This window comes from Serratia sp. JSRIV002, from assembly GCF_019968725.1.
GTDB lineage: Bacteria > Pseudomonadota > Gammaproteobacteria > Enterobacterales > Enterobacteriaceae > Chania > Chania fonticola_B.
In genome coordinates, this window is sequence record NZ_CP074143.1 from 1931128 (window position 1) to 1956853 (window position 25726).

Here is a 25726-nt window from a genome sequence, read left to right on the forward strand (position 1 = left end):
TTGTCTGGTTGGTTATGAATAAAATACTCTTTTATTTCTTACTGCTGTTGGCCTTACCTTTTATCCTGTTGATTATCATTGCCCCCATGAGCAGTGATAATCAGTATATCTTTGGCCTGATCTGCATTGCGATCGTATTTATCTTAGGGGTAAGTAAAAGCAAAAAAGTTACCCTGGTAATGATTGTGATGTCGACCCTGATGTCATTACGTTACATCTACTGGCGCGCGACAGAAACCCTGCATTTCAACAGTACTCTGGAGGCTGTGCTAGGTATTGCCCTGTTTATCACCGAGCTGTATGCCCTGGTGATATTGCTGTTTGGTTATATTCAGACCACCTGGTCATTAAAACGCACTATTGAACCGCTGCCCGACGACACGTCGCTATGGCCAACGGTAGATGTCTATATTCCTACTTACAACGAAAGTATGGACGTGGTGCGCGATACCATCCTGGCGGCGCAGTGCATTGACTATCCGAAAGACAAAATGAAAATCTACGTGCTGGATGACGGCAAACGTAATGAGTTTGCCGTATTCTGTGCCGATGCGGGCGTAGGCTATATTACCCGCAACAATAACCACCATGCCAAAGCGGGCAATCTGAATAACGCGATGAAAGTGACGCAGGGTGAATTGATCACCGTGTTTGACTGCGATCACGTGGCAACCCGCGCCTTCTTGCAGGCGACGGTCGGCAGCTTCCTGGTGGATGAGCGCCTGGCGTTGATCCAGACTCCGCACTACTTCTATTCCCCGGATCCGTTTGAACGCAACCTGTCAGAGGCGAGCAAAGTCCCTAACGAAGGCGCACTGTTCTACGGGCCGGTGCAGCAGGGTAATGATAACTGGAACGCCACTTTCTTCTGTGGCTCCTGTGCCGTGATCCGCCGTTCGGCGCTGGAAGAGGTGGGCGGTTTTGCGGTAGAAACCGTGACCGAAGATGCCCATACCGCTTTGAAGATGCAGCGCCGGGGCTGGAACACGGCATTCCTGGCATTGCCATTGGCCGCCGGGCTGGCTACCGAACGCTTGGGGTTGCACGTGATCCAACGTACCCGCTGGGCGCGTGGCATGACGCAGATCTTCCGGGTGGATAATCCCTTGCTGGGGCGCGGCCTGACCTGGCAGCAGCGTTTATGCTATCTGAACGCCATGCTGCATTTCCAGTACGGCTTACCCAGGGTGATATTCTGCGTGGCTCCGCTGGTTTATCTGCTGTTCAACCTCAATATCATTGCCTCCTCCGCCGGGCTGATTTTCGCCTATGTGTTACCGCATCTGGTGATGTCTATCTATATCAACTCCAGAGCCAACGGGCGCTATCGTTATTCGTTCTGGGGGGAAATCTATGAGACAGTGATGTGTTTCCATCTGGTAATACCAACCCTGCTGACGATGATCTCGCCAAAGCACGGCAAGTTTAACGTGACGGATAAAGGCGCGTTGCTGGACGTTAACTATTTCGACTTCCATATTGTCCGGCCGCATATTATCGCCGTGTCCTTGCTGTTAATCGGTACCGCCTGGGGGGTGATCCGCCTGTTGATGCCGGATCACTATGGAGCCAACCCGCAGGTTATTATGCTGAACATCGCCTGGGCCAGCTTCAGTATGATTATCCTGCTGGCCGCCATTGCCGTAGCGCGGGAAACACGCCAGGTCCGAAAAACCATCCGTATCGATGCCACTTTGCCTGCGGTGCTGTATTTTGCCAGCGGCGCGGCGATGCGTACCGAAACCCTGGATCTTTCGATGGGCGGGGTCAAATTGAAAACGCCGGACGAACGTTTCCTCAACGATCCGATCGAAGAGGTGGAAATATCGCTCAAGTCCGGCGCCGTCAGTTTCCCGGTAGAGCTGATCGATGCCGACAAGTCGGTGACCCGCTTAATGTTCAAAGAGATGCCGATTGAAAAACGGCGGGAGTTGGTACGGGTGGTATTGGCGCGCGCGGATGCCTGGATCCAGACCAAACCTTTCCCACAGGATCGGCCACTACGTTCGTTGCTGGGCGTCCTGCGCTGCATTTTCGAGTTGTTCTATTTTTCCTGGCGCGATCGGCGGGCCAAAAAGCAGCAGAAACGGCCTGAGTTAAAGCGGGATAAGGAACAAGCCCTATGAGTCGGGTGAAAACCAAGTTGCCGACAGGCAGATCTACGTTCATTGCCCTGGTCAGCGGCCTGATGTTGGGGATGGGGCTTTCTGGTCTGGCGATAGCGGCCGATCCGCAGCCTGCAATGCCTTATGCCAGCGAGAGTGTTGAGGTACCAGGTTTTCCGACCTTGCCGCGCCCAACTGATGCTCCACCAGCGGGTGCAGTGCCGGGCAGTGCTGAGCAAACAGCTCCGCTTGATATCGCTTCGCCGCCGGCCACCGTTTTCAACCAGTCGGTTGCTTCTACGCTCAGCGTGGGCGAGATGGGGCAGAGCAATGGCTTGACGTTGAGCAACTGGCAGCAGCAGTCCGGTTTCACCTTTACCTTACCCTCGGATTGGGTGGTGACGGACGGCAATCTGGTGCTGGATCTCGAAATCTCCCCAGCGCTGATGGGAACCGATACCGAACTGCAACTGATGCTCAATGGACAACCCTTGAGCACCCAGAAGCTTAACCAATTGCAAGAAGCCAAGGTGAGTTTGCGGGTGCCAATCCCTGCCGCGATGATTGTGGCGCGCAACAACCTGAGTTTCAGCATCGGCAACGGCAGCAATGCGGCCATGTTGTGCGAAAAGGGGGCGGCCAATAAGTATTGGCTCAAGGTGCTGCCAACCAGCCAGTTGCATCTGGAAAACCAGGTGCTGAATATCAGCCCGAACCTTGGCCGATTCCCTAACCCGTTCTTCGATCCTCAGGCCATGCAACCCACCCTGGTGGACGTGATCTTCGGCCAGGAAAAACGGCCGGAAGAGGTGGCCGCAGCCGCTATCGTCAGCTCTTATCTGGGGAAAATTACGCGCCATAACAACCTGAACTTCCAGGTGTTGCAGGACAGCTTGCCTGAGCAGAACGGCATTATCTTTGCGCGCCCCGGCGAGCAGATTGGCCAGTTGACTCTGCCACAGGCCGATGGACCTACCATCCAGATGATTGATAATCCGCTGAACCCGGTTTACAAGCTGCTGCTGGTAATGGGGCGTAACGCCACCGAGATGCGCCAGGCCGCCTATCGTCTGGTCAGCCAGCCGTTGCCGGAGAAAACCGCGTCGCTGGCGGTGAAGCCGGTGACTATTCCGCTGCGCCAGCCCTATGACGCCCCGCGCTGGATCGATACCAGCAAGCCGGTCAGCTTTGATAAGCTGGTGGCCAGTAATGAGGAACTGACCGTCACTGGCGTTTACCATGATGCGGTGCGCATTGCTTTTCGTGCCGCCCCGGACCTGTTTATGTGGGATGGCAGAAACGTCCCGCTGCAAATCAACTACCGTTTCCCCACCGACAACTGGATCGATGAGAATAAATCCCAGCTCAGCGCCACGCTGAACGGCACCTTCCTGCGTAACCTTTCGGTGAACAAACACGGACTGCTGGAGCTGCTGTGGCACCAGTTTGGCGGCGACATTCGCCAGGAACAATACACCTTGGCCCTGCCACCGTATCTGATTTACGGCGACAACATGCTGGAGCTTTATTTCTCTATCGTGCCGAAAAACGGTACCTCCTGCGATCCGGCGGATAGTAATACCCTCAAGAGCCATATCGGGCCCAACTCGTATATTGATCTGAGCGATACCTACCATTTCACCGAGTTGCCCAATCTCTCGTATTACGTCGGGGCTTCCTTCCCATTCTCCAAGCTGGCAGATTTTTCGCAAACCGTGCTGTTAATGGCGGAAAAACCCACGGCCAGCGAAGTACGCATGCTGTTGAACCTGACCGCTCGCTCAGGTGCGGCTACCGGCAGCTCGATTGGCAACGTGGATATCCGCTTTGGCCTGCGGGGCAACGAGAGCGAGTTGGACGATTTCAAGGGCAAAGACGTGCTGGTGGTCGCCTCACTGGCGCAGAGCGCCTTCTATCAGCGGCTGTTGCAACAGGTGCCTTTTGCGCTAAACGATAGCGGCGGGCTGGTGGTGAAGGCGCAGTCTACGCTGGAAAAATTGCAGTCCTACCTGAAAGGTAACTGGCGAACCCAGGGCATCGACGCCGATCGCTATCTCTCCTCATTGACGGACTGGCGTGGATTTTTCAGCTTCCGTTCCGGTTGGGATCCGCAACGGGTGGTGGTGGTGGCTAGCGCCTCTTCCGACGATGGCTTGAACAAAATCTATGGCGATCTGAAATCGGCCCGGATCAACGCTGGGGTGCGTGGCGATCTGGCGGTGATCACCGATCAGAACGGCGTACGCAGTTTCCAGGTTGGCGAACAGTTCCCGAGCGGGGAACTGCCCTGGTATCTGATCTTTATCTGGTATGCCAGTAAACATGTGGTGCTTTTATCCCTGACTGGTTTGGGGATTTCCGTGGTGTTGGGGCTGGGGCTGTATATTTTGCTACGCAAGCACGCCGCCAAACGCCTGGGGAGAGATGCAGAAGATGAACGTTAAAGCACGTCTCGACCAGAAGCTAGACAGGAGCCGCCAATGAACCTATTGCTGAAAAAGAAACTGTATTGGGTCTCCCTGGCCGGGCTGACGATTTTTTCGGTGTCGGCGCTGGCGGATGACAATAACCCGGCGCTGAAAGCCCTGTTTCAACAGGCGGCTTACTGGCATGACAAATCGCATGACGAACTGGCTCAGGGAGCGTTGCAGAAAATCCTGTTGATCGACGAGAACAACGCCGAGGCAATGTATCTGCTATCCCTGTATGCCATGCAGGGCGGGGATAAGGCCAAAGCCGAAATCTGGCGCAAAAAACTGAGTGCAGTTGCGCCCAACGATCCCCGTCTCCAGGCGTTGAGTAACACCGAAGCCGCTCCATCGGTCTCCAAGAATCTGTTAGCGCAGGCTCGGCAGTTGGCGGCCAAGGGGGAGTTTGCCCAGGCAACTGCGGCCTATCAGGCGGTGTTCAACGGCAAGACACCAATCGATAACCTCGCCAACGAGTATTACCTCACCTTGGCGGGGTCACCCGCTGGCAGGCAGGAGGCGATTGATGGCCTCAAGCAGCGGCTAACTATTCAACCCAATGACTCGCAAACTCGCGTGGTACTGGGCAAGGTGCTGACCTATCAGGAATCGACCCGCCGTGAGGGGATCGATATGTTGGCAGCGATGGCCCCGAACAATAATGAAGCGGACCAGGCGTTGAAACAGGCGCTGCTGTGGCTGGCTCCGCTGCCGGCAGACAAGCCGCTGTATGATGCCTATCAGCAACGGCACCCGGAGGACAAGGCCGTGGCTGGCTATTATCAGCAGACTATTGCCGGTTCGGCCAAAGGCGTTGGGTTCTCCGAACTGAATAAAGGGGATCTGGGCGGCGCCAAGGATCAGTTTGCCGCTATCCTGGCGAGCAACCCGAATGATGCGGATGCTTTGGCCGGGATGGGATTTACGGCGATGCGCAGCGGCGACTTCGCGCAGGCAGAGAACTACCTCACCCAGGCGGCAAAACAGGGCGGCCCACAGAGTGCGCAGTGGGGAGCGTTGGCTCAGGAAGCGGCGTTTTATGCGACATTGGATAAAGCCAAGCAGGCTGCCAACGCAGGGCAATTGGATGAAGCCTTGGCGATCAGTGCGCCCTTGAACCGAGCCACCGGGGATAAGGGCAATGCGGCGACGCTGTTCCGGGCCGACCTGGCTCGCAAGAAAGGGGATTTCACAGCGTCTGAGCAGATGTATCGCGGCTTGCTGACGCAAAATCCGCAGAATAATGATGCCAGGCTGGGGCTGTATTATTTGCTGCAGCAACAGCGTGATAAAGGTCCGGAAGCTGCGCAGATACTGCAAACTATTCCAGCCGATCAACGGCCTAAAGTCTCGCAGGTAGTGGCGGGAGTGAATGTCGATCCTCAGCGCAGGCAGGCCGAGGCTGCCATGCAGAATGGCGATCCGCAGCGAGCGATGATGATCCTGCAACAGGCGCTGGAAAAGCAGCCATCGAACGTTTGGGTGCGGCTGGATATGGCACGCATCCTGAACAAACAGGGGCAAGAGTTGCAGGCGCAAACCTTGATCTCCCCGCTGATGCAGGTTGGCGCTTCGCCAGACAGCCTGTACGCGGCAGCGCTGTTTGCCTCAGAACGTAACGACTGGCTGAACGTTTCCACCCTGATGGCGCGTATCCCGCAAGGGAGGCAGAACAGCAGCATGCGGGCTCTGGCGGCCACTGCATCGGCCAACCAGCAGCGGGCCAGTGCGGAAAGTTATCTTCGCCAGGGCAACACGGTCAGCGCAGCGGCCATCTTGCGGCAGCTGGCGCAGAAGCCGCCGACTGAACCCGCAGCCCTTGGGGAACTGGCAAAAGATTTGATGACGGTGGGGGATACCTCAACGGCGGTCCAACTGGTGCGTGACAACATGCGCCTGGGGGTTAAAGGGAATGCGGGCGATTACGCGGCCCAGATCGCGGTGCTCAATCAGGCTGGGTTAAGCCAGGAGGCCGATGCCTGGCTGAATAACCCGGCGCTGCGGGCGCGCAGTTCAACCCGCGAGATTGGCCAACTGCGCAACGGCAGCGTGATCAATGAGGCGGATAAACTGCGTTTGCAGGGGCAGTACAGCGCCGCGTATGACAAGCTGATCGGCGCGCTGCAAAACGACCCGCAAAATACCGATATCATGCTGGCGATGGGGCGACTCTATCAGTCTGGCAATATGAACAAAGAGGCCGGGCAGGTTTACAACTACCTGCTCAGCCGAGACAGTCTGAACCAGGGGGCGCGCGAAGGTGCCGTTGGGGTCGCATTGTCCGAAGGCGATGTCGATCGGGCCAAACAGTTGCTGCGCGGCTTGCCTGCGCTTAAAACGCCGGATCAGTTGCTGCTGGCGGCGCGCGTTGCTCAAGCGGACGGCAACTATCCACAGGCGATGGTGTTTCTGCGCGAGGCGAAAAACCGGGTCAATGGCGTAACAGGTGCTCCAGGCGGGGGGCCGGCAGTGATTGGCGGTTTGCGGCTGGCGGATAACCCGTTTGCCTCGCAGAGCACGGTATCGTCGAGCGTGAATACCTCCTCCTCGGCTTACGGTGAGGTGCTGCCTTGGCAGGTTGCTGCCCCGGGTTACACTAGTGCTCCTGCGGCGGTGGTGAAAAATCCTACCTTGCAGCAGATTGATAAGTTGATGGACGAGGTGCAGGACAAGACTGCCACCTGGGTACAGGGAAACATTTCTCTGCGCGATAACAGTAGTGGTGAAAATGGCCTGAGTAATATCACGGAAGTGAGAAGCCCGATCACTCTGTCAGGCATGCCGTTCGATAATGGCAGGCTCAGTGTTGATGTGACGCCGGTGATGCTGAAATCCGGGACGCCATCCGACAGCGCCAACAGCCGTTTTGGTACCGGGGCGCTGCAACAGGCCAGGGCTATCGAGGCCGCAACTCAGGCCTCCGTCATTGCCTCACAGAACTCGATTGCTGCCGCACAGGCCGCCGATCTGCGCTATCAGCAACTGCATGCCACCCGCGATAGCCTGTGTTCTATTGACGCCACTTCGCCAGAGTGCGCCGCCGCCACGGTGGCGCAGGATCAGGCCTTTAACGAAAGGCAGACGCTGGCGGGCCTGGTGACGCAGCCGAAAACCTTTGGCCCTAACGATATCTATGCCGACTCACCGGGACAGCAGCAAGATACCGGGGTTGAACTGGCGTTAGCGTTAAGCGGCGACAGCTATAAGCTGGACGTGGGCAGTACGCCAATGGGCAGCGGCATCAGTTCGGTGGTGGGGGGCGTGAAATGGTCACCCAAGCTGACCGAGCACTCAACGCTGGATATGACGCTTGAACGCCGCGCGGTAAAAGATAGCCTGCTCTCCTATGTCGGGACCGAAGATACCATCACCGGCAAGAAATGGGGGGCGGTGACCAAGAACGGCGGCGGCGTAAATCTTGGATACGATGATGGCGTACTCGGAGCTTACGGTGGCGCGGGATATTACAGCTACGTGGGTGATAACGTGGCAGATAACCATAGCGTGACCGGCATCCTTGGAGCCTACATCCGCCCTTATAAGGATGATGATAGCGAGCTGAAGGTGGGCGTTAACGTCAACTATATGGATTTTGACAAAAACCTCAGCTATTTCAGCTATGGCCAAGGGGGTTACTTCAGCCCGCAGGACTATCTCAGCATCTCGCTGCCGGTGGAGTACACCAAAAAGCAGAATAACTTCACCTATATGCTGAGCGGCAACGTCGGTTATCAGACCTATAACAATCAGGAAAGCCTGTACTACCCGAACGATCCGAATCTCCAGTCTCAACTGGAAAGCCTGGTCAGCCAGGGGTACGGCAAAGAGGCCAGATATGCCAGCGAGGACAAGAGTGGCATTGGTTACAGCCTGAAGGCGGGGGGAACCTATAAGGTCACGCCAAGCGTGTTGGTTGGGGGGCAGTTGGGTTATGACACTTTCGGCAGCTATTCCGAGAGCACGGCTTTGCTCTATTTTAAATATCTGTTAGATGGAAAATAACCATGCAAGATAGTAACACTACCTGGTATGAGCTTGATTATTATCGCCAGCGTCAGTTTAAGGCGGGTTGGCAGGATCTGATCGAAGTGGTGTTCTCCGGCATCCTGGCTTCTGCTGATGCTGCGGATAGCCGCGATTTTCTGCGTTTGATGGGGAGCAACCTGGCGAAGAAGCTGCCATTACCTGAGGCGGAAACGGTGGGAGAGTTGGAGGATGCTCTCAATGCCTTACTACGTCAGTTTGACTGGGGCAGGGTGCAGATTGAGGCGAATGGCGAACAGATGATCCTGACTCATTATGCCTACCCGCACAGTGCCGATCCGGCCAACGAGGACGTCTGGGCACTCTCTTTTGCCACGGTGCTTGAGGGGGCCTATGACGCCTGGCTGCTGGCTCAGGGCGGAGAACCGCATGTTTCCCTGCGCTGGCACAGCCCGGCCAAGGATAACACCCTGGTCTTTTGCTACAGAAACGAGCAACGCAGGTAAACATGATGACGAAAAGCAGGTTTGGTAGGCTCCACGTACTCCTGCTTTGGCTGGGGTTGATGTTTTCCCTTGGTGCGCAGGCTGCCGACAGCGGTTGGGTGCAATACAAACAGCGTTTTCTATTAGCTGATGGGCGGATTGTCGATACCGGCAATAACAATGTCAGCCATACCGAGGGGCAAGGATTCGCCATGCTGCTGGCGGTTTACAATGACGACCGCCCCGCGTTTGACAACCTCTGGCAATGGACCCGCAACACCCTGTATCGCCAGGATATCGGCCTGTTTTCCTGGCGCTATGAGCCGGGGAAAGCTGTGCCGATAGCCGATAAAAATAATGCCACCGATGGCGATATCTTAATCGCCTGGGCTTTGTTGAAGGCGGGGAAACGCTGGAATGTGCCTGCCTACTTGACCTCCTCGGCGCAGATTCAGCAAGCCCTGCTCAAACATACCGTGATCGACTATGCCGGATATCGGGTGATGTTACCTGGTGCTAACGGTTTCAGGCAAAACGGTTCGGTGATCGTTAATCCTTCCTATTTTGTCTTTCCTGCCTGGCACGCGTTTTACCAGGAAAGCCATTTGCCAGCGTGGAAAAAGCTCATCGACGATAGCATGACGATGGTCAGCAGAATGCGCTTTGGCAAACAGCATCTGCCCAGCGACTGGGTTACGCTTCAGGCCAATGGGCAAATGGCTCCTGCCAGCGACTGGGCGCCGAGATTTGGTTTTGATGCGGTGCGGGTTCCGCTCTATCTCTATTGGGACAAGGCTGACAGCCTGTCACTGAGTCCGTTTGCCAGCTTTTGGCGCGGCTTTGATCGCCGGGCGACACCGGCCTGGCAAGATGTGCTGAGCGGCCAGCGCTCCGACTATAATCAAAGTCAGGGGATGAGGGCGGTCAGGGATCTGACGGTGGGGGATCGGGGGCCGCTAAAAGATCGCCTGGCACCTGATGAGGATTACTATTCTGCCAGCCTGCACCTGCTGGCCTACTGGGCACAGCGCAGCCAACTCTAGTGTAACTTGGCGCTTTTCACCTCAGCGGCAAGCGCCTCGCCGGGCTTTATGCTATCTTACGCGCCAGAAAACCCTTTCAGAGAGCCCGTCACGGTGGAAAAAAAGAAAAGTTTCCCGCAGCAGAAAAGCGGCCTGCATCCGCGCAATCGCCATCGCTCACGCTATGATTTCCCTACCCTGATCGCCACCTGTCCGGGGTTAGAACCCTTTGTGAAGCCCAACGCCTGGGGCGATATCTCGGTGGATTTTGCCGATCCTGCCGCGGTGAAAATGCTCAACCGCGCCTTGCTGATGCACTTTTATGGCATCGAACATTGGGATATTCCGGCCGACTATCTCTGCCCGCCGATCCCGGGGCGTGCCGATTATCTGCATCACCTGGCCGATCTGCTGGCGACCAGCAACGGCGGCGAGATCCCACGTGGCAAAGGCGTGGCGATCCTGGATATCGGCGTGGGAGCTAACTGCATTTATCCAATCATCGGCCAGCGCGAATATGGCTGGCGCTTTACCGGCTCGGAAACCGATCCGGTCTCGCTGGGGGCTGCCAAGATGATCGTGGCCATGAACCCGACGTTAAAAAATACCGTGCGCTTGCGCCAGCAGAAACAGCAGGAGTGTATCTTCAACGGCATTATCGGCGTTGCCGAGCGCTTCGATGCTACCTTGTGTAACCCGCCGTTCCACGGTTCCGAGCAGGAAGCGCGCGCCAGCACCCGCCTCAAGTTGCATAAGTTGGGCAAAGGGGCGGTGGCAGAAAAGCCGGTGCAGAACTTCGGTGGCAAGAACAATGAGCTGTGGTGCGAAGGGGGCGAAGAGGCCTTTGTGCGCAAGATGGTGGAAGAGAGCGTCGGCAAAGCGAAGAACTGCCTGTGGTTCACCTCGCTGATCTCGAAAAACACCACGCTGCCTGCCATTTATTATGCGCTCAAGCAGGCCGGGGCCGCTGAGGTGCGCACCATCGAAATGGCACAGGGGCAGAAGATTAGCCGCTTTGTGGCCTGGACCTTCCTTGATGCCGAGCAGCAAGCCGCCTGGGCGGCAGAACGCTGGCAGTAATTGCCCGACCGTTGCCGGCGATCGAGCCGGCAACGATTATTTATTCTGTCGTTCCTTTCATTCCGTCTGGCTTGCGTTATCCTCAATACTGTTAATAAATTCCCACGCTGTTCATTAGTTAAAAAAACAATCATTACATAGCTTAATAACCGTTTTTATCCAGTTAATCTGGAGCATTGTCGTGCGCAATGTTCAGGGCGATAGCGCGCTTACAGGCGAGCAAGAAATGCAGAAAAATAGAGAGTGCTTGCCGTTAACTCCATCTGCCAGAAGGATTTACCCGATGTTTTTAAACCTCCGTCAGTCAAATAGCCCGTGGCATGCTGAATTGGCAGCCATTGAAGACGCGGTAGCGATGATCGTATTTAAGCCCGACGGCACCGTAATACGTGCCAACGATCTGTTCTTGCAAACGATGGGGTTTGAGCGCCAGGAAGTGATTGGTCAGCATCATCGTATTTTCTGCGATCAACGCTATGTCGCCAGCCCGGCCTATCAGCGGCATTGGCAAAAGTTAAATAGCGGCGAAGCTATTACCGATAATATCAGGCGTATTCGCAAGGATGGTGAAGTAGTCTGGCTGCAGGGAACCTATACCCCGGTGTTAAATAAGCACGGTGAGGTGGTGGAGATCATCAAGATTGCCAGCGAGGTGACCCGCCGTATTACTCAGGCTCAGGAGCATCAGAGTCTGTTAGCGGCGTTGAATCGCTCAATGGCGATGATCACCTTCTCGCCAACCGGCATTATCCTGGATGCCAACGACAATATGCTCGAACTGATGGGCTATCGGCTGGAAGAAGCACGCGGCCAGGCGCACAGCATACTTTGTACGCCAGAGTTCGCCGACTCTGACGAGTATCATCAGCACTGGCAACGGTTGGCACAGGGGGAGTTTTTGACCGGGCGTTTCGAACGCCTCAACCGGCGTGGAGAGCGGGTATGGCTGGAGGCCAGCTATAACCCAATCATCGACACTGAAGGGCGGGTATTAAAGGTGGTGAAAATCGCCCAGGACATTACCCGCCAGACTTTCCAACAGCAGCATGAAGAGGAAATGGTGCGCAATGTCCATCATCTCTCCATGGGGACCGATAAAACCGCTGCCCAAGGGGCGATCATTGTGCAGCAGGCGGTGCAGGGGATGCAGCAGGTGGAGATGGCCGCACGGCAGACTTCGGACGTAGTCAGCGACTTGGGGCGCTGTTCGCAACAGATTGGCAATATGGTTGAGGCGATCCGCAAAATTGCCGCCCAGACCAATCTACTGGCGATTAACGCCTCGATCGAAGCGGCGCATGCGGGCGAGCATGGGCGCGGTTTCTCCGTAGTGGCTAATGAGGTGCGTACCTTGGCCGAACAGTCCCGTAAAGCGGCCAGCGAGATTGAGCAAGTCACCAAAACCATTCAGCAAGGGGTAACGGCGGCAATCAACAAGATGGTGACCTGCGTGGAACAGGCGGGAGGGGGCGTGGCGCTAGCCAAGGATGCCGGGGAGGTAATCAATCAGGTCAATGTGGGTATGCAGGACGTGGTCAAGCTGATGCAGGCGTTTACCTCGGTCAAACAGAGCGATGTGATCCACTGAGGTTTGGTATCTGATGCGGTTAAACGGGTGCACATGCTGCGCCCCTACGGCAGAACCTGTAATTGAGCAACATTGCCATCAATAAAAAGCCCCTTGCGGGGCTTATTATTATCGCTTCAGGAAACGTGCTGCAAGAACTCGCGCAGGCGTGGGCTTGGCGGGTTGTTGATCAGGTCATGAGGGTTGCCATCTTCGGCAATCCGGCCTTTGTCGATAAAGATCAGGCGTGAGGCCACCTTTTCAGCGAAGCCGACTTCGTGAGTCACGATCACCATCGTCATGCCTTCTTCGGCCAGATCCTGCATGACCTTCAGCACTTCGTGACGCAATTCCGGATCGAGCGCCGAGGTTGGCTCATCGAACAGCATCATTTTAGGCTTCACCGCCAACGCCCGGGCAATAGCTACACGTTGTTGCTGCCCACCCGAAAGCTCGGAAGGGTAGTGGTGAGAACGCTCGGCCAACCCAACCTTGGCTAACAGCGTGTGTGCCAGCTTTTCGGCATCGGCCTTTTTCAAACCGCGTACGCGGATTGGGCCAAAGGCCACGTTTTCCAGCGCCGTCAGGTGCGGGAACAGGTAGAACTGTTGGAACACCATACCGGCTTCCTGGCGGATCAGGCGGTCGTCCACCTTCGGATCGTTCACCCTCAGGCCGTCGACCACCAGTTCACCGCTGGTGATCTCTTCCAGCTTGTTGATGCAGCGCAGCAGGGTTGATTTACCGGAGCCAGAAGGCCCGATGATCACCACCACTTCACCCTGTTTGATATGCAGATCGATATTGTGCAGCACCTGGGTCGGGCCAAAGTGCTTGGAGACGTTTCTAAATTCAATCACAGGATTTTCATCCTTCTTTCCAGACGACGCAGCACGAAGCTAAGCATCAGGGTAATAATCAGGTACACCACCGCAACGGCGCTCCAGATTTCCAGCGCGCGGAAGTTACCGGCAATAATTTCCTGCCCCTGTCGGGTCAGTTCCGCTACCCCGATCACGATGAACAGCGAAGTATCCTTGATGCTGATGATCCACTGGTTACCCAGTGGCGGCAGCATGCGGCGCAGTGCCAGCGGCATGATCACATAGCGGATGGTCTCGCGGCGTGACAGCCCCAGCGCCAGGCCGGCCTCTCGGAAACCGCTGTGGATCGACAATACCGCGCCACGGGTAATTTCCGCAATGTAGGCGCCCGAGTTGATCATGATGGTGACCACGGCGGCGGTGAAAGGATCGATGCGGAAATCGCTAAAGGCCATGGGCAGGGCGAAGTAGATAAACATCACCTGTACCACAATCGGCGTACCGCGGATCACTTCAATGAATACCAGTGCCACATGGTTGGCGATCCAGCCGCCATAAGTACGGGCGAAACCGGCAACCAGGCCGATGATCAGGCCGCCAATCAGACCGAGGACCGAAATCCACAGGGTCATCTTGGCGCCTTCTAACAAAATTGGGATGGCGGGCCAAATGGCGCTCCAGTCGAATTGCATAATGTTATCTCCCGGTGATCCCAAGCAAGGGGATCAATAACAACAAAGCACAGGGGGCGGGTACACCTCCCCTGTGCTCAATTAATAACTTACTGGCTTATTAACTTCATCAGTTACTTAGGTTCGGTACCAAACCATTTTTTGTAGATTTCGTTGTAAGTCCCGTTGTCGCGCAGCGTTTTCAGTGCGGCGTTCACCTTTTCACGCAGCTCGTCGCTGCCTTTCGGGAAGGCGATGCCGTACTGCTGGGCTTCCAGGGAGTCGCCAACGGTTTTGAACTTGCCAGCCCCCGCGGTCTTGATGAAGTACAGGATGTTTGGCGTATCGTGCAGCACGGCGTCAGCACGCTTGGTGCCCAGTTCCATATAGGCATTGTCGATGTTCGGGAACTGGCGCAGATCTTTGGTTTTGATGTGCTGCTTGGCGTAATCCACCGAGCCGGTGCCGCTCTTCACTGCCACCACTTTGCCGTCCAGATCCTGGATGCCTTTCACGCTGTCGTTGTTAGCGTTGACCATCACCAACAGGCCGCTTTTGTAGTAGCCATCGGAGAAGTCGATCGCTTTTTTGCGTTCGTCGGTAATGGTGATACCGGCCAGCGCCAGATCGACGTTCTTGGTCTGCAGCGCAGGAATGATGCCGCTAAAGTCCATTGGCTTCAGGGTGTAATCCAGCTTCAGCTCTTTGGCAATCGCCGCCCACAAGTCGATATCGAAACCGACGTATTGGTCACCTTGTTTGAATTCAAACGGCACGAAAGCGGTGTCCGTGGCGACAACCAGCTTGTCTGCTGCGTGAGAGCTAACGGCAAAGGCCAGGGAAAGTGCGGCCAGGGAAACTTTAAAAATAGACTTCATGAGAGGAATTCCTGTACAGGTTGCGGATTACCCATTTTTTATGTTGCATTTTGTGCTATGGAAGAATCGTGCCAAGTTTGCAATCATTATAAAAACAAGGGGTTGCGTTATGATGTTGGGTTTGGATAGCCAATTATAATTTTTATGCACCACTTTCGGGCACCAAAATGGTGCAGTGAGGCCTTGGTGGTGCAATTGAGCTATCATCAACTAAACAATAGCCGGGAAACAACCGATAATTAACAATTATCGATCAATAATGATAACTAACTCTAACTTTATAGCCATAGTCCGATGTCATTTGGTGCAAACAGGCGTGTTTTGAAGGGAAGTAGGGTTAACGCAGCTGGCTGTCTTTGCTGCCCCGGCGATTGAACAGGCTGCTGGCAGCCTGTTTTTTATCCATTTCCGCCTGGCAGTTAACGCAGTAGCGCACCCCTTGCAGCGCCAGACGTCGGGCTTCGGGGATCTCTGTGCCACATTCCTGGCAATAGTGTTCGCTTTCGCCGTGGCCGAGCGCCTGGCGAGCACGTTGTACGGCATCATCTACCGTTGAGTCGATTTGATCCTGCACCGCGCCGTCCGCTGTCCATCCGCCTGCCATGCCCACCTCACTATTGAACCTGTGAATGCTTGCAATCCTGATTGGATCATCATCAGTGTAATCCAGCCTGTTTTTTATACAACTCGGCTTGCAGATAAAAAAACAGGCTGGGGCAAGGCCCACAACCTGTTGTTTCGCGCCAGGATGGCTGGTTTTATTCGATGTTGGATTCGATAAACCACAGGAATTTGTCCAGATCGCGCGATGCGGCGGTGAACATGTCTGCGGTGTCTTCATCCGGAACTTCCGTGATGGCTTGGCGGATGTCGTTGGCAACGGCTGCATAACGATCGGCCAGCGCTTTCAGGTGATCTTGCACGCTGTGAATATTGGTCGGGTAGCTTTTCAGCGGGGTTTTGTCATTTACCACCTGTACCGTACCCAGCGCAACGCCACCGAGTTGTACGACACGTTCTGCAAAAGTATCCTGATGGTCGGTGATGGCGGTGCGGAAGCCGTCGAGCATTTCATGCACGGCAATAAAATTGGCACCACGCATGTTCCAATGCGCCTGCTTGGTGATCAACGACAGATCGATAAACTGCACAACCTGATGGTTCAGCGCCTTGATGGCGGCCTGCTTGGTTTTCTCATCCACATCATTGCGTGTGTACAACAGGTCAGAAGATTTCGTTTTCACCAGTTTAGCGGTACTCATAATAGATATCCTCTTCTTGATGGGTGTAATCCTATTTTGTTACGGGAGAAATTATAGCAGCTTAAATTTATTTTGCAGGACGAAAAGGGCGATTAAATAAATAGGTGATAACTGCTGGATATTTTCATCAGAAAGGCGTATGACATATTTGGCGATTCGTGAGATATTGATAATAAACGTTTTTTAAGCTTTTAGAGGGTAACGGTTGAGATCCCCCACTAATAATAGACACCGATTGAAGGGATATTTCAATGCGCAATTATTGCAGAGTGTTTCTGAACGTTGAATTAGGTTTCTTTTTCCATTAATTCATATTGATAGCCAATTATCACCAGGGTATGCGCCGTAACTCTTTTATGAACAATCACAGGTTGCTATGGATTGAGTCTCTGCTGAGCCAGGGCGCGTGTATTTTGACCGTATCAGTCTGCGTCTTGCCCTGGATAATATGCAGCGCAGCATGGCGACCTATTTCGTAATGCGGCAGTTGTACCGTCGAGAGCGGCGGTAAGAATAGCTCGCCAATGCCAACCATATTGTCGTAACCCACGACCGACACATCTTGCGGGATGCGCAGGCCCTGCGCCAGTAGCGTCTGATAGACCATAAAGGCGATACGATCGTTGCCGCAAATGACCGAATCGAACATCGGATTACCCTGTTTGATATGTGCTAGCACAATGGCCGGGATATCAAGGTAGTGCTCATCGCCATGCTCCATATAGACATGCATGAGAGTGTCAGGGTTGATACCTGCTTGCCGGCAGGCGCGCTCCAATCCCTGACGGCGGCGCAAGGTGGCAAGATGGTGTTGTGGCAGATGCAGGCAGAGTGGTTGACGATTACCTGCTGCGAGCAGAGCCTGCACCGCCTCAAACTGGCCTTGTTCGTCGTCCGGAATATAGCTGGCTACGGGATCGTGCAAACTTTCACAGTTGGCCAGCACGCACGGGAGGGTGAGTAGTTTGGTCGGCAGCGGCACCTGACGTAGCCCCATGGTGGTGTAGATGATGCCGTCTGGCCGGTGTGAAAGCAGAAGGTCGACAATGGTATCTGGGTTATCGTCAGAGAACATATTTACCACGAAACTGTTCCAGCCATACGCCCGGGCGGTCTCTTCGATAGACAGAGTGATTTCCACCGAGAATGGCGTGGTCACAGTATCGAGGGCCAGCACCCCGATAGTATTCGGCGTGGCATGGGCGCCGCGTATTTTTTTCGCTGACAGGTCCGGAACGTAATTGGTCTCTTTGATGGCGACCTGCACGCGTGCCAGGGTCTCAGGCTTTAGCCTTTCTGGGCTATTGAGCGCGCGCGAAACCGTCATGAGCGACACATTGGCCAGTTTCGCCACATCCTTAAGAGAAGCCATATCTATTACTCCCGTCATTACCTTCAGGCAACAGGCTATACGACGACGTTGCTGATGTAAAAGGTTCAGCGGCTATTCTGTCGTAGAAATTAAAAGAACCGTAGCGAGTGATTTTTGATCATGATCTCATTTTTTTGATGTTAACGTTAACTTTTGTGATTAACATCATGAATTTCAGCAAAACGACAAGCGGTTTTTTACTTGTTAACGTTACCATGCGAGCATTATTCCAATACGAGAATGCCATAATGAAAGCGCATCACTCTCATAGCTACCCACTACTCAGTGCATTACTGTTTTTCTTTTTCGTGTCCTGGTCCTCAACTGGCTCTTTGCTCTCGATCTGGTTGCACCAGGAAGTAGGGCTGAAAGCGGGGGATACCGGTATTATCTACGCGGTGTTGTCCGTCTCCGCGCTATTGGCGCAAATCTGCTACGGCTTTATCCAGGATAAACTCGGCCTGCGTAAAAACCTGCTCTGGACCCTTACCGGGTTGTTAATCCTTTCCGGACCAGCCTATTTATTGTTTAGTTATCTGTTACAAATCAATATATTGCTCGGAAGTCTATTCGGTGGGATTTATATCGGCATAACCTTTAACGGCGGTATCGGCGTGCTGGAATCGTATACCGAACGCGTGGCGCGCCAGAGCCAGTTCGAATTCGGCAAGGCGCGGATGTGGGGATCGCTGGGCTGGGCGGTAGCGACCTTCTTCGCAGGGCTCCTGTTTAACATCAACCCGAAACTAAACTTCGCAGTCTCCAGCTGTGCCGGTCTGGTGTTCTTTATCCTGCTGGCGCGGCTGCGGGTGTCTTCTGCACCGCACGCGATGCAGGAGGCGGTGTCCGGTGGCAAAGTGAAGCTGGATGACGTGCTGCGTCTGCTGACGCTACCGCGCTTCTGGGCGCTGGTGTTTTTCGTCATCGGTACCTGTATTTACGGCGTTTACGATCAGCAGTTCCCGGTTTACTTCTCTTCACAATTCGCCACGTTGCAGGAAGGCAACGCCATGTACGGTTACCTCAACTCGTTCCAGGTATTCCTCGAAGCCGCCGGGATGTTCTGCGCCCCGTGGTTGGTTAACCGCATCGGTGCGAAAAATGGCCTGATTTTCGCCGGGATGGTGATGGCGTTGCGTATGGTGGCCTCCGGGCTGGTCGAAGGGCCGCTGCTGATTTCCATCACTAAACTGTTGCACGCGGTAGAACTGCCGATTCTGCTGGTCGCTATCTTTAAATACAACAGCTTGAATTTCGACAAACGCCTGTCTGCCACCCTCTATCTGGTGGGGTTCGCCTGCACCAGCTCGGTTATCGCCTCGGTACTGTCGCCGCTGGCAGGCTATAGCTACGAAAAATACGGCTTTGCCCAGTCCTATTTGATTATGGGACTACTGGTGTTCTGCACCACCTTTATCTCCATCTTCCTGTTGCGCTCCAGTAAGTTATCTTCAGATCCTCTGATGTCGCAACCTTCCGCTATATGATTGAAAAGAGTAAAGACTATGACGTATTCAATATCCAAGGCTGAACAGGAACTGCAGGCTAAACGTGAAACGCTGAACTTGCGTTGGTATCCGCGCTACCACCTTGCCGCGCGCGCGGGCTGGATTAACGATCCTAACGGTCTGGTCTGGTTTGACGGTTGGTATCACGCTTTTTACCAGCATCATCCGTATTCCACGCAGTGGGGGCCGATGCACTGGGGCCATGCGCGCAGTAAAGATCTGGTTCATTGGGAGCACCTGCCGGTCGCGTTGGCTCCGGAAGGCCCGGAAGATAAAGACGGCTGCTTCTCTGGCTCAGCGGTTGTTGATGGCGATACTCTGGCGTTGATTTATACCGGGCATAAATTCCATGGCGACACCAGCGATGAGGCTAACCTTTATCAGGTGCAGTGTCTTGCGACTAGCCGCGACGGGGTCTGTTTTGAGCGTCAGGGGATCGTGGTAGATACTCCGCCGGGTCTGCACCATTTCCGCGATCCGAAGGTGTGGCGTGAAGGGGATAGCTGGTACATGATAGTCGGTGCTCGCGATGGCGAGACCGGCCAGGTGCGCCTGTACCGTTCGGAGGACCTGCATCAGTGGCACGATGCTGGTGTCCTTGATGAGGCGGAAAAAGAGATGGGCTATATGTGGGAGTGCCCAGATTTCTTCACCCTCGGGGATAAACGCATCCTGATGTTTTCTCCTCAGGGGATGGCGGCTGAAGGTTTCAACAACCGTAATCTGTTCCAGAGCGGCTATCTGCTCGGTGAATGGCAGCCGGGGCAGCCGTTTGTTCGCAAAAGCGAGTTTATTGAACTCGACCACGGCCACGATTTTTATGCACCGCAAAGCTTCCTGACTCCCGATGGCCGCCGCATCGTTATCGGCTGGCTGGATATGTGGGAATCGCCGTTGCCCGAACAGCAAGATGGCTGGGCGGGAATGCTCTCTCTTCCGCGAGAACTGAGCCTCGGCGCAGATAACCGTCTGCAAATGCGTCCGGCCAAAGAGGTAGAAGGTCTGCGCGGCGCATGGTTCCCATGGCCAGTGAGTACGTTGAAAAATCAGCAGACCACGATGGTAGAAAACTGCGAAGCGATGGAGGTGATCCTAAACTGGGATTGTGCTAACAGCAGCGCAGAACAGTATGGCATCAGCTTCGGCGAGGGGCTGCGCGTTTATGTTGATGCGCAGATGCAGCGTCTGGTTCTGGAGCGCCGTTATCCGCAGTATGGCCTTTGCGGGGTACGAAGCGTACCGTTGACAGCCGGAGCATCGCTGAAACTGCGGTTGTTTTTTGATAGCTCCTCCGTGGAAGTTTTTGTTAATGATGGTGAGGCGTGCCTTAGTAGTCGTATTTACCCGGATGCTGCACGCCGTGAACTAATGTTATTTTCCTGGAGCGGTTCGGCCTCCCTATCCGAGGCAGGGGCCTGGCAGCTCGAATAATCTATTTTTATATGCAAGGGATGTGGTAAATAAAGTATTGCGCATGCGGGTACCGCATCCCGAACGATTTAAAGCATAGATTTAAATGTGTTAACAACCCGTTTGTCATAGCGGGTGGATAATTATTGTCTTCATCATCGAGTTTCACCCATAAATATAAATTAAATAATAATGGATTAACGATGAAAAATAATGATGGTTTACAGGTAAAAAAAGTCCGGGTCGGATGTTTGCTCACGTTTTTAGCAAGCGCTTGCGCGAACGCTCAAGCACCTCTATCTATCGAGGAGCGATTGGCGCACTTGGAACAGCGACTGAAAGAGACCGAGCAGCGGGCCGTCCGTGCGGAGACGGAGATTCGTGCGCTGAAACGGCAGGACAAACCGGTAACGGTGGCCAGCGCGACGCCGACCGAACCGGCATTACGGCTTAATGACTATGGCGAATTAAAATTCTATGGTGACGTTGAGTTTAATATGGATGGCGCTAGCCGTACCGGTAGCCTGACCTCGTTGAAAACCAGCGCTAATAAAAACTGGGCGCCGGGCGATAAAGAACGCTGGGATATTAACGGGCGTATATTGCTTGGCTTTGATGGATTACGTAAAGGATCGAATGGGAAATATGCCGGTTTCAGCGTACAGCCGCTGGCGGATATGAATGGCAAAATGAATCTTGATGATGCGGCATTTTTCTTCGGCCAGCAAGATGACTGGAAGATTAAAATGGGTCGTTTTGAGGCCTTTGATATGTTTCCGCTTAATCAGGATACCTTTATTGAATATTCTGGTAATACGGCCAATGACCTGTATTCCGACGGCTACGGTTACATTTACATGATGAAAGAGGGGCGCGGGCGCAGCAGCAGCGGCGGCAACTTCCTGCTCAGTAAAACACTTGATAACTGGTATTTTGAAGTGAATACGCTGGTGGAGGACGGCAGTTCGCTGTTTGTCGACCAGAACTATCACGGCAACGCGCTGGATAGCCGTAAAAACGTGGTTTACGTGCGCCCTGTTGCCGCGTGGCAATCCGGCGAGTGGTCGGTGGCTGCAGCGCTGGAGAGCAACCTCGTTAATAATGCCTACGGCTATCAGAATCAGCAGGGCATTTGGGTCGACCAGTCCAGGCGTACCGGCTACGGTATGACCATGAGCTGGAATACGCTGAAAACCGATACGCAGAACGGGGCGGTGGTGAACCTGAGCACCGCATATCTTGATGCGACGGATGAAAAGAACTTCAGCGCCGGTATCAATGCGCTATGGCATCGCGTTGAGCTGGGCTATATCTACGCGCATAACAAAATCGACCGTTTCAATATGAACAGTGTGAATGCTGACTGTGACAGCGATTGCGCGATCCTGGCACCGGGAAACTACGATATTCACACCATTCATACCTCCTGGCAACTGCCGAATATTATGGATATGCCAAACTTTAATACCTACCTAGGGGCTTATGCTTCCTGGCTGGATGCTTCGACGATAAATCCAGGTGACACCGATATGCGCTATGGCATGAGGGTGCGCTTCAAATATTTATTCTAAAATTGGGTGGTTAAGGAAACACTATGAAACTGTGGACAATTGGCGATGCGGTAATCGACTTATTACCTCAGCCAGATAGGCAATATAAAGCTTGTGCTGGTGGTGCGCCGTTAAATGTTGCTGTGGGGGCAGCTCGTTTGGGATGTGATTGTGGTTTTATTGGCAGAGTCGGTGATGACCCATTTGGCCACTTTCTCCAGCAAACTCTCTATTCAGAGGGAGTCGCAACGCAGTATATACAATTTGATGAGCACTATCATACCAGTACCGTGCTGGTAGCGCTGGGGGATGATGGCGATCGCAGTTTTACATTTCTGGTAAATCCTTCTGCCGACCAGTTTTTATCCTCTAAAAATCTACCCGATTTTGAGGATGATATATTGCACTTTTGTTCGTTGGCTCTGGTTGCCAAGCAGAGCCGGGAGACCTTGGTCAAGGCGATGAGCTTAATAAAGCAACGCGGTGGCATGTTGAGCTTTGATGTCAACCTGCGGGAGACAATGTGGGAAAACCCACAGGAGATGCTGGCAACGGTAACGCAATTTGCTAATCAGTCCGATATTTTAAAACTTTCAGAGGAAGAATTATACTGGATAACCGGTACTACTCATGATGAAAAAGCGTTGGAAATACTAAAGAGATTTCCTTCTAGCCTCAAAATTGTCACCTGTGGTATCCAAGGGGCTATTGTCTTATGGCAAGACTTGGTCATACACGTAGACTCGTACAAGGTGAACAGTTTAGATACGACGGGGGCAGGAGATGCCTTTATCGCTGGGCTATTGGCAAATATCTCTCTTGGAAATGGTTTGCTTGATTTTGAACAATTAAAATTAGCCCTGACGCAAGCCAGCGCCTGTGGCGCGCTGGCGACGACACAAAAAGGAGCTTTATCAGCATTACCCGATGCGGAGGGGGTTAAACGTTTTATTGGATCTGAGCATAGACTGACATTTAAGGTTAATTCTATAAACCTTCTTGAGTGAAATGCAGCAGACCTATTGTAATATAAGATGTCTATAAGTCAGTTAAAATGGATATCGTCGGAAAGCATGAAAATTAACGTGGTGGGCACCAGCGGCAGCGGTAAAAGCACCGTTGCCCGCCAATTGGCGCAAAAGCTAGCCGTACCTTATATCGAGATGGATAAGCTTTACTGGCGGCCAAACTGGCAAGGTGCCTCGGATGACGAGTTTTTGCATCTGGTCGAACAGGCGTTGGTATCAGCCCCTGCGGGGTGGGTATTGGATGGCAACTATACCCGGACCAAAGCCGTGAAATGGCGGGACGTTGATTGGGTTGTCTGGGTTGACTACAGACTCTGTCGCACGCTGTGGCAGGCGGTTCGCCGCGCAGCGGTGCGGGCTTGGCACCAGACTGAGCTATGGCCCGATACTGGCAATTGCGAGAGCTTTCGCCGGTCTTTCTTTAGCCGTGAGTCGATCATCCTGTGGACCCTCAAAACCTACCGCAAGAATCGTATAAAGTATCTGGCAGAGCAGCAGGATGCCGCCAATCGCCATATTCGTTTTATCCAACTGCGCTCTCCGGCGGAAACCGCGGCTTTTCTGGCTAGCCTCTGCTAGGGAGCTTTATTCGATTCAGCTTTTTATGTTCACTAGGTATGGGACTCTGTCTAAGCTGAACTTGCTTCAGCTATAAACATGATCTTTATCTTATTAATTTGTTAGATATGATTCAGTATTCATAATTTTTCCCGCTATAAGTCACGAAAATTTTGTTTTTTCCATGCTCATTGTAGAAAAAGTGACCCTCATCGCATTTTAAAATGGGCTAAGAACTTAGTTTGTGATGGTTTTGCTAAAACCATTCAGCTAACCAGGAAGGAACAATAAATGAACAAGCTTACTGTACTTTCGCTCGCTATCTCCTTGATTTCTGGCTATGCCGGTGCTCAAACTATCGTATTGACCGACAGTGAGAACGGTATTGAACTTGGCAATTGGCGGATTGACAGCTCACAGCTGAAAATTCCCGCTCCGCGTTTCAGCTTGCAACAGCAAATTTTGCATGGTGGCAAGCAAGAGGGATCGAAAGTCCTTACCCTGACGAGTGAGGGGTTGACCATCACTCTTAGCCCAACGCGCGGTATGGATATTCTGCATGTCAACGGTTCCGGCGTAAGGCTGGGGTGGGATTCGCCGGTGACCGAAGTGGTCAATCCGGCTTATATCAACCTGGAGAGTCGCAACGGGCTGGGTTGGCTTGACGGCTTTAACGAAATGATGGTGCGCTGCGGCTACGAATGGACCGGGCATCCGGGCGTAGAGAACGGCACACTGTATACGTTACATGGCCGTGCAGGAAATACTCCGGCTTCCAAGGTGGTGGTGGATATTGCTGAAAAAGCGCCGTATGAAATCCGTATCCGCGGCCTGCTGAAAGAGAATACCTTTAAGAAAAGTAATCTGGAAACCTGGACTGAGCTGCGTTACGTTCCCGGCACGCAGCAGTTTACGGTTCACGATCGTCTAACCAATCATGCTGATTATCCGCGTGACTATCAGATTATTTATCACAGTAACTTCGGTAAGCCGCTGCTGGAAGAGGGAGCCGTGTTCAGTGCGGCAATCAAGGAGATTTCGCCGTTTAATGATTATGCCAAGGGCGGTTTGAAAGACTGGCATACTTACCAGGGGCCTACCAAAGGCTTCGATGAGATGGTGTTCAACATCGTGCCTTACAGTGATCCGCAAGGAAAAACCTTGGCGATGATGAACAACAAGAAAGGGGATCGGGGAGTGGCAATTGGTTTTGATACCCGCCAGTTACCGGTTTTGACGTTGTGGAAAAACACGGATACTGAACGTCAGGGCTATGTTACCGGGATCGAGCCAGGGACCAGCTATGCGTACCCGGTAAAAATCGAACGTGAGCAGGGGCGAATCAAACAGTTACAGCCCGGAAAGAGTACCGATTTCGAGCTGACTTACACTTTGCTGAAAAATGCTGAACAAGTAAAAGAGTACCAAAACAAGATAAAAACGCTGCAAGGTGACCGTGCCGTTAAACTGGTCGATACTCCAATTGCGGTGGAATAGCGTCTGGTGAGGGGGAAGCCGGTCAAGCGACCGGCTCTTTAGCGTCAAAGCAGCAGTTCGTAGTGGACTTTCACCACCACTTTCTTGATGTTTTTTGATCCAGCTATCTGGCATCCGGGCTTGTGTGGCTCCAGGATCTGGATATCCAGATACTCCTGGTGAAGCTCGGCGCGTTTGCTTTCTGCTGGCTCCGTCATTAGCTCCATCACGTTCATAAACACCCGATCACCATCGATCTCGTGCCGGCCCAACGGCAGGTTAGGCAAATCATACTGACGGACGGTATTGAGGATATTGGCTAAAGCGGGTGAGAGACCACGCCCGAAGCGGGGGTTGTACAAACTGCCATAGATCATCCTGATGCTCCCTAATAAATAAAAGACTTGCTGAGAGTATGTCTATTATTGTTCAGGAAAAAAGTTAACTGGCTTGCAATCATACAACCTTTTGAGCGAGG

Annotated in this window: 20 protein-coding genes; 13 read left to right on the forward strand and 7 right to left on the reverse strand. The window is 53.4% G+C overall.

The features are described 5' to 3' along the window. The first annotated feature begins 14 nt into the window (after positions 1-14). From bcsA to KGP26_RS09065, 7 genes are all read left to right on the forward strand, one after another. Positions 15-2126 (forward strand): UDP-forming cellulose synthase catalytic subunit, encoded by a 2112-nt coding sequence (bcsA, locus tag KGP26_RS09035; RefSeq protein WP_059200259.1) that lies wholly within the window; start codon positions 15-17, stop codon positions 2124-2126. Continuing rightward, entirely contained in the window at positions 2123-4549 is a 2427-nt protein-coding gene (gene bcsB / locus KGP26_RS09040) for a cellulose biosynthesis cyclic di-GMP-binding regulatory protein BcsB (protein ID WP_223665302.1), read from the forward strand. Before bcsA ends, bcsB begins: the two co-directional genes overlap by 4 nt. Before the next feature lie 36 nt (positions 4550-4585). Further along, positions 4586-8575 carry a cellulose biosynthesis protein BcsC gene (locus tag KGP26_RS09045; RefSeq protein ID WP_223665303.1) on the forward strand — a complete coding sequence of 1330 codons (3990 nt, stop codon included), beginning with the start codon at positions 4586-4588 and terminating at the stop codon, positions 8573-8575. Positions 8576-8577: 2 nt separating this feature from the next. Further along, positions 8578-9063 carry a cellulose biosynthesis protein BcsD gene (bcsD, locus tag KGP26_RS09050; RefSeq protein WP_223665304.1) on the forward strand — a complete coding sequence of 162 codons (486 nt, stop codon included), beginning with the start codon at positions 8578-8580 and terminating at the stop codon, positions 9061-9063. Positions 9064-9065: 2 nt separating this feature from the next. Next, positions 9066-10085: a glycosyl hydrolase family 8 gene (locus KGP26_RS09055; protein WP_371824942.1), complete on the forward strand. Its 1020-nt coding sequence runs from the start codon at positions 9066-9068 to the stop codon at positions 10083-10085. A 93-nt stretch (positions 10086-10178) separates the two neighbouring features. Next, the gene (rlmF, locus tag KGP26_RS09060) at positions 10179-11144 is read left to right on the forward strand and encodes a 23S rRNA (adenine(1618)-N(6))-methyltransferase RlmF (RefSeq protein ID WP_021805132.1); all 966 of its coding nucleotides are present in this window, start codon (positions 10179-10181) and stop codon (positions 11142-11144) included. 283 nt (positions 11145-11427) lie between these two features. Further along, positions 11428-12732, forward strand: a complete 1305-nt coding sequence (locus KGP26_RS09065) for a PAS domain-containing methyl-accepting chemotaxis protein (protein WP_218519634.1) — start codon at positions 11428-11430, stop codon at positions 12730-12732. A gap of 116 nt (positions 12733-12848) precedes the next feature. On the opposite strand, the gene glnQ is transcribed toward KGP26_RS09065, so the two are convergent. The 6 genes from glnQ to KGP26_RS09095 form a co-directional block, all read right to left on the reverse strand. Then, entirely contained in the window at positions 12849-13571 is a 723-nt protein-coding gene (gene glnQ / locus KGP26_RS09070; protein WP_021180508.1) for a glutamine ABC transporter ATP-binding protein GlnQ, read from the reverse strand. Next, on the reverse strand, positions 13568-14227 hold the full coding sequence (gene glnP / locus KGP26_RS09075) for a glutamine ABC transporter permease GlnP (RefSeq protein WP_021805129.1): 660 nt from the start codon (positions 14225-14227) through the stop codon (positions 13568-13570). Before glnP ends, glnQ begins: the two co-directional genes overlap by 4 nt. Positions 14228-14340: 113 nt before the next feature. Next, complete coding sequence (gene glnH / locus KGP26_RS09080) at positions 14341-15084, reverse strand: glutamine ABC transporter substrate-binding protein GlnH (RefSeq protein ID WP_021805128.1); 744 nt, start codon at positions 15082-15084, stop codon at positions 14341-14343. A 337-nt stretch (positions 15085-15421) separates the two neighbouring features. Then, on the reverse strand, positions 15422-15688 hold the full coding sequence (locus KGP26_RS09085) for a DksA/TraR family C4-type zinc finger protein (protein WP_021805127.1): 267 nt from the start codon (positions 15686-15688) through the stop codon (positions 15422-15424). Positions 15689-15842: 154 nt separating this feature from the next. Beyond that, positions 15843-16346: a DNA starvation/stationary phase protection protein Dps gene (gene dps / locus KGP26_RS09090; protein WP_021180512.1), complete on the reverse strand. Its 504-nt coding sequence runs from the start codon at positions 16344-16346 to the stop codon at positions 15843-15845. Between the two features lie 364 nt (positions 16347-16710). Further along, on the reverse strand, positions 16711-17718 hold the full coding sequence (locus KGP26_RS09095; protein ID WP_223665305.1) for a LacI family DNA-binding transcriptional regulator: 1008 nt from the start codon (positions 17716-17718) through the stop codon (positions 16711-16713). 245 nt (positions 17719-17963) lie between these two features. Between KGP26_RS09095 and KGP26_RS09100 the strand changes: the two genes are divergently transcribed. From KGP26_RS09100 to KGP26_RS09125, 6 genes are all read left to right on the forward strand, one after another. Continuing rightward, positions 17964-19205 (forward strand): MFS transporter, encoded by a 1242-nt coding sequence (locus tag KGP26_RS09100; RefSeq protein WP_037375204.1) that lies wholly within the window; start codon positions 17964-17966, stop codon positions 19203-19205. A gap of 18 nt (positions 19206-19223) precedes the next feature. Continuing rightward, positions 19224-20657 carry a glycoside hydrolase family 32 protein gene (locus KGP26_RS09105; RefSeq protein WP_223501162.1) on the forward strand — a complete coding sequence of 478 codons (1434 nt, stop codon included), beginning with the start codon at positions 19224-19226 and terminating at the stop codon, positions 20655-20657. Positions 20658-20839: 182 nt separating this feature from the next. Then, the gene (locus KGP26_RS09110; RefSeq protein ID WP_037375082.1) at positions 20840-22207 is read left to right on the forward strand and encodes a carbohydrate porin; all 1368 of its coding nucleotides are present in this window, start codon (positions 20840-20842) and stop codon (positions 22205-22207) included. 23 nt (positions 22208-22230) lie between these two features. Continuing rightward, complete coding sequence (locus KGP26_RS09115; RefSeq protein WP_115159212.1) at positions 22231-23193, forward strand: aminoimidazole riboside kinase; 963 nt, start codon at positions 22231-22233, stop codon at positions 23191-23193. Between the two features lie 66 nt (positions 23194-23259). Then, positions 23260-23793 (forward strand): AAA family ATPase, encoded by a 534-nt coding sequence (locus tag KGP26_RS09120; protein WP_223665306.1) that lies wholly within the window; start codon positions 23260-23262, stop codon positions 23791-23793. A gap of 270 nt (positions 23794-24063) precedes the next feature. Next, positions 24064-25269, forward strand: coding sequence for an aldose 1-epimerase family protein (locus KGP26_RS09125; protein WP_094982947.1), 1206 nt, complete (start codon positions 24064-24066; stop codon positions 25267-25269). Positions 25270-25313: 44 nt separating this feature from the next. Here KGP26_RS09125 and KGP26_RS09130 read toward each other — a convergent pair whose 3' ends face one another. Next, entirely contained in the window at positions 25314-25625 is a 312-nt protein-coding gene (locus KGP26_RS09130) for a YhcH/YjgK/YiaL family protein (protein ID WP_223665307.1), read from the reverse strand. Positions 25626-25726: the final 101 nt, after the last annotated feature.

What these genes read in the sequence shown, in the direction of transcription:
- bcsA (WP_059200259.1), top strand. Translation starts at nt 15, where the DNA reads ATGAATAAAATACTCTTTTATTTCTTACTGCTGTTGGCCTTACCTTTT.
- bcsB (WP_223665302.1), top strand. Translation starts at nt 2,123, where the DNA reads ATGAGTCGGGTGAAAACCAAGTTGCCGACAGGCAGATCTACGTTCATT.
- KGP26_RS09045 (WP_223665303.1), top strand. Translation starts at nt 4,586, where the DNA reads ATGAACCTATTGCTGAAAAAGAAACTGTATTGGGTCTCCCTGGCCGGG.
- bcsD (WP_223665304.1), top strand. Translation starts at nt 8,578, where the DNA reads ATGCAAGATAGTAACACTACCTGGTATGAGCTTGATTATTATCGCCAG.
- KGP26_RS09055 (WP_371824942.1), top strand. Translation starts at nt 9,066, where the DNA reads ATGATGACGAAAAGCAGGTTTGGTAGGCTCCACGTACTCCTGCTTTGG.
- KGP26_RS09065 (WP_218519634.1), top strand. Translation starts at nt 11,428, where the DNA reads ATGTTTTTAAACCTCCGTCAGTCAAATAGCCCGTGGCATGCTGAATTG.
- glnP (WP_021805129.1), bottom strand. Translation starts at nt 14,227, where the DNA reads ATGCAATTCGACTGGAGCGCCATTTGGCCCGCCATCCCAATTTTGTTA.
- glnH (WP_021805128.1), bottom strand. Translation starts at nt 15,084, where the DNA reads ATGAAGTCTATTTTTAAAGTTTCCCTGGCCGCACTTTCCCTGGCCTTT.
- KGP26_RS09085 (WP_021805127.1), bottom strand. Translation starts at nt 15,688, where the DNA reads ATGGCAGGCGGATGGACAGCGGACGGCGCGGTGCAGGATCAAATCGAC.
- dps (WP_021180512.1), bottom strand. Translation starts at nt 16,346, where the DNA reads ATGAGTACCGCTAAACTGGTGAAAACGAAATCTTCTGACCTGTTGTAC.
- KGP26_RS09095 (WP_223665305.1), bottom strand. Translation starts at nt 17,718, where the DNA reads ATGGCTTCTCTTAAGGATGTGGCGAAACTGGCCAATGTGTCGCTCATG.
- KGP26_RS09105 (WP_223501162.1), top strand. Translation starts at nt 19,224, where the DNA reads ATGACGTATTCAATATCCAAGGCTGAACAGGAACTGCAGGCTAAACGT.
- KGP26_RS09110 (WP_037375082.1), top strand. Translation starts at nt 20,840, where the DNA reads ATGAAAAATAATGATGGTTTACAGGTAAAAAAAGTCCGGGTCGGATGT.
- KGP26_RS09115 (WP_115159212.1), top strand. Translation starts at nt 22,231, where the DNA reads ATGAAACTGTGGACAATTGGCGATGCGGTAATCGACTTATTACCTCAG.
- KGP26_RS09120 (WP_223665306.1), top strand. Translation starts at nt 23,260, where the DNA reads ATGAAAATTAACGTGGTGGGCACCAGCGGCAGCGGTAAAAGCACCGTT.
- KGP26_RS09125 (WP_094982947.1), top strand. Translation starts at nt 24,064, where the DNA reads ATGAACAAGCTTACTGTACTTTCGCTCGCTATCTCCTTGATTTCTGGC.
- KGP26_RS09130 (WP_223665307.1), bottom strand. Translation starts at nt 25,625, where the DNA reads ATGATCTATGGCAGTTTGTACAACCCCCGCTTCGGGCGTGGTCTCTCA.